A 10,699-nucleotide genomic window follows, 5' to 3' on the forward strand; every position below is an offset into this window, starting at 1 on the left:
ACTATATTTAGTCTTTTTGTTATCAATGGACTCCTCACTTTCTTCTTTTTCCGATCAAGAACTCGTTTCGCTGATGGCAGACGGAAAGGAAGACGCATTCAGCGAACTCTACAGCCGCTATTGGAAAAAGCTATATAACGAAGCCTATAAACGGCTCGGCGACATCGAGCGGAGTAAAGACGTAATCCAGGATGTTTTTGTGCAGTTCTGGCTGAAGCACGATAAGCAGGAAGTTCTCAATATCTTTGCTTATCTCCGGCAAGCCGTTCGTTATCAGGTCATTCTTCTCTATCATCAGAATAAAAACACGGCAAATTTCAGCCTGCCTCTTGAAATCCTGTCTTCGGAAACCGTTGATATAGAAAGTGTCTTCTTTGCCAGGGAATTACAGGAGTATGTGAATGCCTGGATGGAACTACTTCCCGAAAGACGGCGAGAAATATTCCGGATGAGGTACATCGATGACCTTACTACCAAAGAAATCAGCGACAGGCTGGGGATTTCTCAGAAAACTGTCCAGAAAACCCTCCTTGTGGCTTTGTCCGGATTAAGGGACGCTCTCGGCAAGCTGGCTTTGGTGATGCCGGTACTGATGTTTGTGGACAAACTTAAATGATTCCTTTTACGCCAAAACGTGGAAATTACTAACTTGGCAGCTTATTAAATAAGCAATGGCTAAATCCCTTTCTTTCTCCCTGATCATCTGTTTTATTTTCGGCCTGGTACCAGGGATATGGGCCCAGCAGCAATCTCCTCTTACCTTCACTGATGCCCGTAAACTTACCCTGATTGGGAAAGCCTGGAATGACGGACCATTTTATCACCGCCTGGATACAGCTGCTTATCCTGCGATACCGCGCAATGTGAAATACTTAGCTACAAACTCCGCAGGCCTGGCTATCAGCTTTAAAACAAACAGCTCGAAGATCACCGCCAAATGGTGTACCTCCAGGCGGGTTCCGGGAGACAATATGACGGGGATCGCCTTTGAGGGCATGGACCTTTATATCAGGCGCGATCAGCGCTGGCAGTACGCCGGTGTCGCCCGCCCGAAAACCCACGATTGTTCAGACGCCGTTATCGTGGAACAAATGGCATCCGGAGAAAAAACATGCCTGCTTTTTCTTCCAACCTACGACGAAACCATTTCACTTGAAATCGGCGTAGATTCCGGGGCAACCCTGGTGCCCGGTGGCAATCCGTTCAGGAAAAACATCCTCGTCTATGGGTCCAGTATTGTGCAGGGCGCATCTGCCAGCCGGCCCGGACTGGCATATCCGGCGAGGATTTCGCGGGAGACGGGATACAATTTTATCAATCTCGGGTTCAGTGGTAACGGAAAAATGGAACCGGAGGTCGCCAATATGATCGCTCCGTTACCCATGGATGCCTTTATTCTCGATTGTGTACCCAATCCTTCAGCTGAGGAAGTCCTGGCACGAACGGCGAACCTGGTTAATACTATCCGCAAGTTCCATCCAAAGGTTCCCATTATCGCTATAGAGAGTGTTGCACGTGAAAAGGGCAATTTTGATCAGGACGTCGCTGCCCGCGTAGCTCAGAAAAACGGGTATTTCAAGCAGGAAATCGAAAAGCTGCAAAAGCGTGACAGCAACTTATACCTCATAAGTGCTGACGGCCTCTTGGGCGACGACCAGGAAGGGACAACAGACGGCATTCATCCTAATGACCTCGGCTTCGACCGGATGCTGCAAAAGATCCGGCCCGTGATCCTGAAGATCTTTGCCCGTTATGGAATTTAGCTGGTTGTCCAATCAGGATTGTTATCACTTTCCTGTGCATTTTCAGTGAAGGAGATGGCGAATGGATTGGGAAGTAGTTTAAAGTACAGCAGAACGTGTGCAGGTAGTGCTCTGTATTTGCTGGTAGGTTGATTTCCTGGTTTGTTTTTAAGTTTAAAATAAGGTTTTTCAGCTTTAATCGCCTCAGTTTGTTATAGGGTAGGGAATTTTATCCGTCTGTTTTATTTTTTTTAAAAAAAAATCTCTCTTCGATACTCCATCTGCTTCTGATTTTATACTGTATTATAAAAACGGTATAAAATGTCTGCGGAACTTCATAGGAAATTAAGAGAATTAGCCGGACGATACATAAAAGGGAAAGCTTCTTCTGAAGAGAGGGAGGTGATGGAAGTCTACTATGAATTGTTTGGCGACGCTCCCGAAGTATCAGAGCGGGTGGGACTGGCAGGAGAGAAGCAGATTGGTGAGGATCTGCGGTCACGCATACACAACCGGATCCATCCCGGGAGGCCACAGTCTCCTTTTTATCTGAGGCCATGGTTTTCAGCCGCTGCTGCTGTACTGGTTGTGTGTTCTCTGGCATTTATCTTGTGGCTGCAAAGAGACTTCACGTCTAAAACGCAGCGTGCTTCTGTTCAAAAGGATAAACAGTATCCTGCCGCCCCCTATACCAGGCAGCTCACCTTGCCCGACGGCTCTTCGGTACTGCTCCGCAGCGGAAGCTCTCTTACCGTTCTTTCCTCCCTTTGGGATAAAACACGCGGGGTAAACCTGGTCGGCGAGGCATATTTTGATGTTAGTCCCGACAGACGACGCCCTTTTATTGTTCATACCGGAAAGATCACTACCAGGGTACTGGGTACTTCATTCAACATCAGGGCTTACCCGCATGACAGAATCGTTGCTGTAGCTGTAAGCAGCGGTTCAGTAAGAGTAGAAAAAGAAGGCCGGCTGCTGACAGTACTTACTAAAAATAAGCAGGCCGAAGCTCCGCTTGCCGCTCTTCCGGTAGAAGCAAGGTCTGCTGACATGAAGAAAGTACTGGGCTGGGCAGGTGCTGATATGAATTTTGAGGAGATACGGTTCTCTGAACTTGCAGAGCATCTTAACCGTCGGTATGGGGTTCATATTCGCTTCGTCAATCCTGAACTTGCAAACTGCCGTCTTACGGGAGGATTCCGGGGAACAGAGTCGCTCTCTGAGCTTCTGGGGACGCTTTCCCTTACCATGAATACAACATACAGCATTCAGGGGAATCAGGTGGAAATTGACGGAGAAAGCTGTCATTGATCCCTGTACAATTAATCAGAGTTTCACTATAAAACAAATGAAGTCTATGCAACTACTCTACCACTAGTCATATCCGGTGTTATGCGCCTGACAGGATGAACGGCGTATAAAAAAACAAAACTCCCCGCCCTGGAAAGCACTGAGGAGTTGAGGTTTAAAAATCATTGCTAACTCTTAAACACTACAAATAATGCAAAAAAATAGTGCTTTTGCAAGAGGGCATCGTTATGCCCTGTCTAAAGCAAATCTGTACCCCAAACTCCTGTTTCTGATGAAGGTTAGTGTTGTGAATTGTGCTGTAATTTTGTTGTCCGTGCAGTTGTTTGCTGCCCGCCTGAGCAAAGGACAGAGTATTACCAGTACCAATATTACATTCGGTGTTAAAAACGAAGACCTGAGGACAACTTTAAAGAAGTTGCGTGAGCAATCCGGGTATATTCTTTTTTACCCTTCTGCAAAGATAGAGCATTATCAGCAGGGGCTGACTATCCCTCATCGTACCCGTACCGTGGCATCAACGCTTGATCTGATCCTGTCCGGCACATCCCTCACCTATAGCCAGCAGAACGACGGCACGATCGTCATCTTTGACCGTCCCCCGCTGCCGGTTGCGGCCGCGGAACCTGCTTCAAAGGCTGTTATCATATCAGGCAGAGTAGTGGATCGGAAAGGATTGCCGCTTCCCGGGGCGAGCATTAGGATAAAGGGTACGCAACGGGTAGTCGTTACGGATATAAAAGGAAATTTTATGTTGCTGGCGCTCGACGGGAACGAGGTCCTTCAGTTCAGCTACATCGGGTTCAGAACCAGGGAAATCCCTGTAAAAGGAGTCAAAAACCCACTTACGGTCGTCCTGGAAGATGCAGCCGGAACGCTCGATGAGATCCAGGTTACCGCCTACGGGCAAACTACAAAACGACTCAATACAGGCGATCAGACTACCATCACTGCTGCCGAAATTGAGAAATATCCTGTGAGCAACGCACTTGTTGCGCTGCAGGCAACGGTACCCGGACTTCTGATCTCGCAGAGTACCGGATCGCCGGGAAGTACCTATAAAGTGAATATTCGGGGGCTCAACAGTATCGGAGCAGAGAGCAACCCGTTTTATGTGATCGACGGCGTACCTTATTCGGGCGGAAGTTTCAGTTCGCAGCGGGGAAACACACTGAGTGCCGATAGCCGGGCATTTGATGCGCTAAGCCTGATCAACCCTCAGGATATTGAAAGTATCAATATCCTTAAAGACGCTGATGCTACCGCCATTTACGGTGCACGGGGTGCAAATGGCGTTATCCTGATTACCACCAAGAAAGGGAAACCCGGAGCTGCACGCCTTAACGTCAATGTGTTTACCGGAGCTGGTTCTCCTACCAGGATGCCCAAACTGCTCAACACGAAGCAGTATCTCGAAATACGCCGGGAAGCAAAAAAGAACGACAATGCTTCTGTACTCCCTACCGATTATGATATCAACGGCGTATGGGATACAACCCGCTATACTGATTATTCAAAGGTGTTTTTAGACGGCTCCGGGGTGCATACAAACGCTCAGCTCAGTTTTTCAGGTGGTTCCGATCAGATTCAGTATATGGTGAGCGGAAATTACCGGAAGCAGTCGAATGTCCAGGAACTGATCGGGAAATCAGACAAAACATCCTCCATGCATTTCAACTTAAGCAGTGCAGCTCCCGGGAGCCGCTTTTCTATGAATTTTACAGGAGGCTATACCTATACGGATAACGATATCCCCGGAGCTGACCTAACTTCTTCGGTCACTTCTCTTGCACCCAACTCACCTGAACTGTTTAATCCTGATGGTACTCTGAATTTCGAAAATAATACGTTTTCGAATCCTCTCCTGGCCATTTATCGCATGGCTAATACGTCGATCACCAATCTTACCAGCAGCCTGTTACTGGGATACCAGTTGGTAAAAGGACTAAACCTGCAGGTAACGGGCGGATATAACAAACAGGCTTTTGACGAGTTTCTCGGATCACCCACCACATCTTTTTCCCCAAGTGTGATTGCGCAGGGGGCAAAACCTTCAAGCCGCTTTTCCTTCGCCAATAAAATGTACTGGAGCGTTGAGCCGCAGGCCAATTACACTACCAACTGGTCGAAGGGGATCTTAAATTTCATAATTGGCGGAAGCCTTCAAAAACAGTTGAGTAATGCGCAGCAATTGCAGGCAACGGGATACAACAGTGATCTGCTGCTCCGTAACATCGCCGGAGGAACATCGATCACTCCTTTTGGAGCGGGGTACAATATCTCAAAATATAAATACAGTGCCTTGTTTGGCCGTGTTAATTACAACTGGGCGGATAAGTATATACTGAATTTGTCGGGCCGTTATGACGGATCGAGCAAGTTCGGCAGAGACAGGCGCTTTCATTTCTTCCCCTCCGCAGGGCTCTCCTGGATATTCAGTTCCGAAAGCTTTGTACAGAATGCTTTGCCCTTTCTCAGCTTCGGAAAGATCCGGGCAAGTTACGGGATCACTGGTAACGACCAGATCAGCAATTATAGTTACTACACCAATTACAATCTCATTTCCGGGCCTGCTTACCAGGGAGTGCCCGGCGTAAGTCCGGTTAATTTGCCTAACGACCAGCTCTCCTGGGAAACAGTGGCCAAAACTAATATTGGAGGAGAATTCCAGTTCCTGAAGGGGCGTATCGGGCTGGAGGGGAATTATTTCTATAACCGTACCTCTGATATGATTCTTGGAACGGCCCTCGCATCTACTACGGGGTTTACTTCCATCAGCGAGAACCTGGGAGGCAAGGTGGTTAATAAGGGGTTCGATCTGACACTCAACACCCAGAATATCCGGACCAGCCATTTTACATGGTCGACGACCCTGCTCTTTACCCGAATGAGAAACAGTATTACCGAATATCCAGACCTTTCGCCGGCACAAACCAACGTGATTGGGCAGGCGGTGAATGTGCAGAGAGTTTACCGGTATGCTGGTGTAAACCCGGAAACTGGTTTGTACCAGTTTTACGACAGGAACGGGAATATAACGGATAACCCGTCACAATCGCTTGATCTGACGGAAACTGTGGACATCAACCCGGATTATTTCGGATCAGTACAGAACGCGTTGACCTGGAAGGGGATCTCGCTGAGCTTCTTATTCCGGTATATCAAGCAAACAGGAACCAGCGTTCGCGGAGAACTGGCCGGTTCGTTGTTTCCAGGTTTTATGTCGTCCAATATTCCCGGGGTGATGCTAAACCGCTGGCAGAAACCGGGGGACGACGCTGTTTACCAAAAGTATTCCACCGGCATCACAGCCATTATACAGCAGTCAAAGATCAACCGCTTGTCTGACGTGTACTACGGTGATGCTTCCTATATCAGGCTGCAGAATGTATCTCTTGGATACCAGGTCCCTCAGCAATGGGCCTCCAGGATTCGTGCTAAGGCACTTCGCGTATACGCTAACGGCGAGAACCTGGCTACGATCAGTAATTATGGAATACTTGATCCTGAGAACCAGTCGCTGTTGCGTATGCCCCCGCTTCGTACAATTGTTTTTGGTGTTCAGGCAACGTTTTAACAATTAAAAGGAAATCATGAGACTTCAGAAATTTGTTTCAATCTATCATATAAGCGCTGTCTTCTCTCTCCTCGTACTGATTTCAGCTTGTGAGAAAGCAGTAGAAGTAGGCCCCTCTTCCGTAGCCCTTAACGGCGATAATGTATACACCACAGATGGCGGGGCTCAGTCGGTGGTTGCCGGGCTCCTGACCCGTATGGCGGGGGCTAATGCTTTTTATAACGGCAGCAGCAGCATCAGTCTGACGATGGGGCTTGCGGCGGATGAACTGGTGAATTATAGTCAGTCTAACCAGGTAAATGCAGCCTTTTATTCAAATACCTGGGCGCCTAACCTCACACCTCCCTTCTGGTCGGAAATCTACCGCGAGTTGTTCATCTGCAATACCGCGATAAAGGGAATTTCAGGATCTTCTTCCCTTACTCCGTCTGTCAGGACCCAGCTGCTGGGCGAACTGAAATTCATCCGTGCTTTCAACTTTTTCTATGCCGTGAATCTGTACGGTGATGTGCCTCTTACCCTGACGGATGATTACAAGGTGAATAACAATATCGCACGAAGCCCTCAGCAGCAGGTATATGACCAGATCCTGAAGGATCTGAAGGAGGCAATGGAAGTTCTGTCCGACGGGAAATATGTGAATGGTTCCGGTGCTGCTGTAACGGAACGAATTCGCCCTAACCGCCAGGTAGTGGCTGCATTCCTGGCCCGCGTGTATCTTTATCTCGAAGATTGGAAAAACGCCGAACACCAGGCCTCGTCGGTGATCTCCAACGCAAACTATACTCTTGTTTCTGCCCTCAGCCAGGTGTTCCTGAAAGGGAGCAGGGAGGCGATCTGGCAGCTGCAACCGGTTTCTACTACATACGTCAATACAGCAGATGCTGCTTTCCTTGTCCTTTCTTCGAATGCATTTGCCACTGCAGGGCAATTGCCATTAAGCGACCGCGTAACCTCCTCTTTCGAAGCGGGAGATCAAAGGCTGACCAGCTGGGTGGGACAGTATACAACCACCACAACACCAGCCGCTACTTACAATTATGCCTGGAAGTATAAGGCTAATACATTAGCGTCAACCGCTCCTTCAACCGAATACCCGGTTGTGATGCGCCTGGCCGAACAGTACCTCATACGCGCCGAAGCGCGCGCCAGGCAGAACAATACAGATGATGCACGTGCAGACCTCGACGCAGTCCGTGAACGCGCAGGCCTGGATAAAACACCTGCTTCCGACCCTGCATCGCTTGTGGATGCTGTCATCAGGGAACGGCGGGTAGAACTCTTCTCCGAATGGGGGCACCGCTGGTTTGACCTGAAGCGCACCGGCCAGCTCGATGACGTCATGAAGATCGTTACACCCACTAAAGGCGGGACCTGGAGCCCGTTCCGGAAATTCCTGCCGGTACCCGAGTCGGATCTCCTGGCCAATACCAGCCTGTTGCAGACCGACGGTTATTAATTGATTCTTTTTTATTCACATTATTGGTTCATATTCATGTTTATTTCTTGTAAGAAATGGAGTCGCACTGCTTTGTTTGCGGTATTCCTTATGTTGCTGGCTGCAGCAGCCAGTGCTCAAAAGAAGTCAAAGAAGAAAATCGCTGCCGCGGCAGATACGGCAAAGGCAAAAAGCCTGGCGCAGCAGACAGCTTCCCGTCCCGTAACAGGTTTAAAACCCTATAAGGAAGTAGTACCTGCCGGTGCGAAATCCATGAGAAGTTTTATCAGCATTCACCTGGTCAGCGACCACTATCTTTTTGAGCTGCCCGACTCTATACTCGGGCGGGATATCCTGGTAGTCACCCGCATCAATAAAGCTCCCGCAGATTTTAAAATACCTCTTGTAAACATCGGATACGGAGGGGATGAAACAGGCAAAGCTGTCATCAGGTTCGAAAAGATCCCCGGCGACAAGATGGTAATGCGCTCGGTATCCTTCCGGCAGTTTTCGAACGATACTACCTCAAACGGCCTTTCCCGCTCGCTGGCAAACAGTAATTACCAGACCATACAGGGAACATTCACGGTAAAAGCGGTAAACCAGGATGCGAAGAGCACGGTAATTGATCTGACGGACTTCATAAACGGCGATAATGGAATCCTGAGTTTCAGCGAACCCTTCATCCGGAACCTGATCGGGAACCTGATCATGGACAGGGCCTTTATCAGCGATATAAAAGCCTTCCCCTCTAATGTCGAGATCAAGTCGGTAAAGACCTATAATTCGAAGCCTTCTCCCCTGGGAACTCCTCCTCCGAACAGTTTCGAATTTAACAATTCACTGATCCTGCTTCCCTTTGTTCCCATGAAGCCGAGGATGGCTGATCCGCGGATCGGCTTCTTCTCCAATGCCTATGCGGACTTCGACACGAATCCCTTTGGTGCTGCTACCACCCGTTATATTCAGCGGTGGAGGCTGGAGCCAAAGCCCGGTGACCTCGAAAAATATAAAAGCGGGGAACTGGTGGAACCGCAGAAGCCCATTGTCATCTATATCGATCCTGCTACGCCGAAAAAATGGGTGCCTTACCTTATCGCAGGAATCAACGACTGGCAGGTGGCTTTTGAAAAAGCAGGCTTTAAGAACGCCATTATGGGCAGGGAAGCGCCCTTGAATGATTCTACCTGGAGCCTGGAAGATGCCCGTCATTCGGTACTGGTGTACAAGCCCTCCGAAATTGCAAATGCCAGTGGCCCGAATGTGAATGACCCCCGGAGCGGCGAAATCCTCGAAACGCATATTAACTGGTATCACAGTGTGATGACCCTGCTAAGAAACTGGTATACCGTTCAGGCGGCTGCCGTTGACCCCCGGACGCATAAGCCGGAGCTGGATGATGCACTAATGGGACAACTGATCCGCTTTGTATCGTCGCATGAGATCGGTCATACCCTGGGTTTAATGCATAATTTCGGGGCTTCATCCACTGTTCCGGTCGAAAAGCTCAGGAATAAGGCATGGGTGGAAGCCCACGGCCATACTCCCTCTATCATGGACTATGCGCGTTTTAACTACATCGCTCAGCCTGAAGACGGCATAGGGGAGAAGGGTATTTTTCCGCGGATCGGTGATTACGATAAGTGGGCGATCGAATGGGGCTACCGCCTGATTCCGGAAGCGAAAACGGCCGCAGACGAAAAGCCGGTGCTCAACAAGTGGCTGGTGAATAAACTCGCTTCCGGCAAGCAGTACTTCTATGGCAGCCAGCTGAACCCTTTTACCAACGATTTTCCGATGAATGACCTTGATCCGCGCAGCCAGAGCGAAGATCTGGGAGATGATCCGGTGCTGGCTGGTTCCTATGCGATTAAAAACCTGAAGAGGATTGTGCCCCATCTCACTGAATGGTTTAGCAAGCCGGGTGAAAACTATGATCAGGCCGCGGAAATGTACCAGGAACTGGTGACACATTATGGCAGGCTAATGGGGCATGTGCTCAAAAATATAGGGGGGATGTACCAGACACCGAAAACGGTGGAACAGTCAGGACCTGAATATGATCCTGTTCCTGTGGTCCGGCAAAGGAAGGCTATGGCGTTCCTGCAGCAACAGCTTTTTACTACTCCTTACTGGCTAATGAATAAAAAGCTGTTTGAATCGAGCAGGGCTGGCTTTCCGATGGTGACCAGGGTACAGCAGCAGGTCTTGTCTTCCCTGCTCAGCAGCAGGCGGATTAATATCCTGATATCTGCGGAGACTGATTTTCCGGGCAGAGTGTATACCGCTGCTGAAATGTTAAGAGACCTGCGATCTGGCATTTTCTCAGAGCTTGCCTCCGGCCGGCCAGTTCCTGTTTACCGCCGGGACCTGCAAAAAGTTTATGTAGAAAGCTTAATTCCTTTATTAGACATAAGAACAGCCGGGGGGACCAGCGATTGCTTATCTTTGCTTAAAGCCCATTCCCGGGACTTAGCAGCACAAATCAAAAAAGCTATCCCCGCAACGAAGGATGGCCGGACAAAAGCTCATTTGACTGATCTTCACGAACGCCTCTGGCGGGCGCTTCATCCTGAAAAATGAACCGGCGTAACATAGGCCACCTCTGAAGGCAGCCCGTTGGGAACATGGTTT

At 49.1% G+C, this 10,699-nt stretch carries 6 protein-coding genes; all 6 read left to right on the forward strand.

The features are described 5' to 3' along the window. The coding region (locus tag DDR33_RS22750; RefSeq protein ID WP_238387911.1) for an RNA polymerase sigma factor at positions 1–616 on the forward strand (616 nt) is incomplete at its 5' end. Positions 617–671: 55 nt separating this feature from the next. Further along, positions 672–1,763, forward strand: coding sequence for an SGNH/GDSL hydrolase family protein (locus DDR33_RS22755; protein ID WP_109418109.1), 1,092 nt, complete (start codon positions 672–674; stop codon positions 1,761–1,763). Positions 1,764–2,063: 300 nt separating this feature from the next. Continuing rightward, positions 2,064–3,053 carry a FecR family protein gene (locus DDR33_RS22760; RefSeq protein WP_109418110.1) on the forward strand — a complete coding sequence of 330 codons (990 nt, stop codon included), beginning with the start codon at positions 2,064–2,066 and terminating at the stop codon, positions 3,051–3,053. Between the two features lie 190 nt (positions 3,054–3,243). Continuing rightward, positions 3,244–6,627 carry a SusC/RagA family TonB-linked outer membrane protein gene (locus tag DDR33_RS22765; protein WP_109418111.1) on the forward strand — a complete coding sequence of 1,128 codons (3,384 nt, stop codon included), beginning with the start codon at positions 3,244–3,246 and terminating at the stop codon, positions 6,625–6,627. 16 nt (positions 6,628–6,643) lie between these two features. Further along, positions 6,644–8,086, forward strand: a complete 1,443-nt coding sequence (locus DDR33_RS22770) for a RagB/SusD family nutrient uptake outer membrane protein (protein WP_109418112.1) — start codon at positions 6,644–6,646, stop codon at positions 8,084–8,086. 36 nt (positions 8,087–8,122) lie between these two features. Beyond that, the gene (locus tag DDR33_RS22775; RefSeq protein ID WP_109418113.1) at positions 8,123–10,648 is read left to right on the forward strand and encodes a zinc-dependent metalloprotease; all 2,526 of its coding nucleotides are present in this window, start codon (positions 8,123–8,125) and stop codon (positions 10,646–10,648) included. Positions 10,649–10,699 lie beyond the last annotated feature (51 nt).

Origin of the sequence: Pararcticibacter amylolyticus (genome assembly GCF_003130405.1) — a bacterium.
Lineage (GTDB): Bacteria > Bacteroidota > Bacteroidia > Sphingobacteriales > Sphingobacteriaceae > Arcticibacter > Arcticibacter amylolyticus.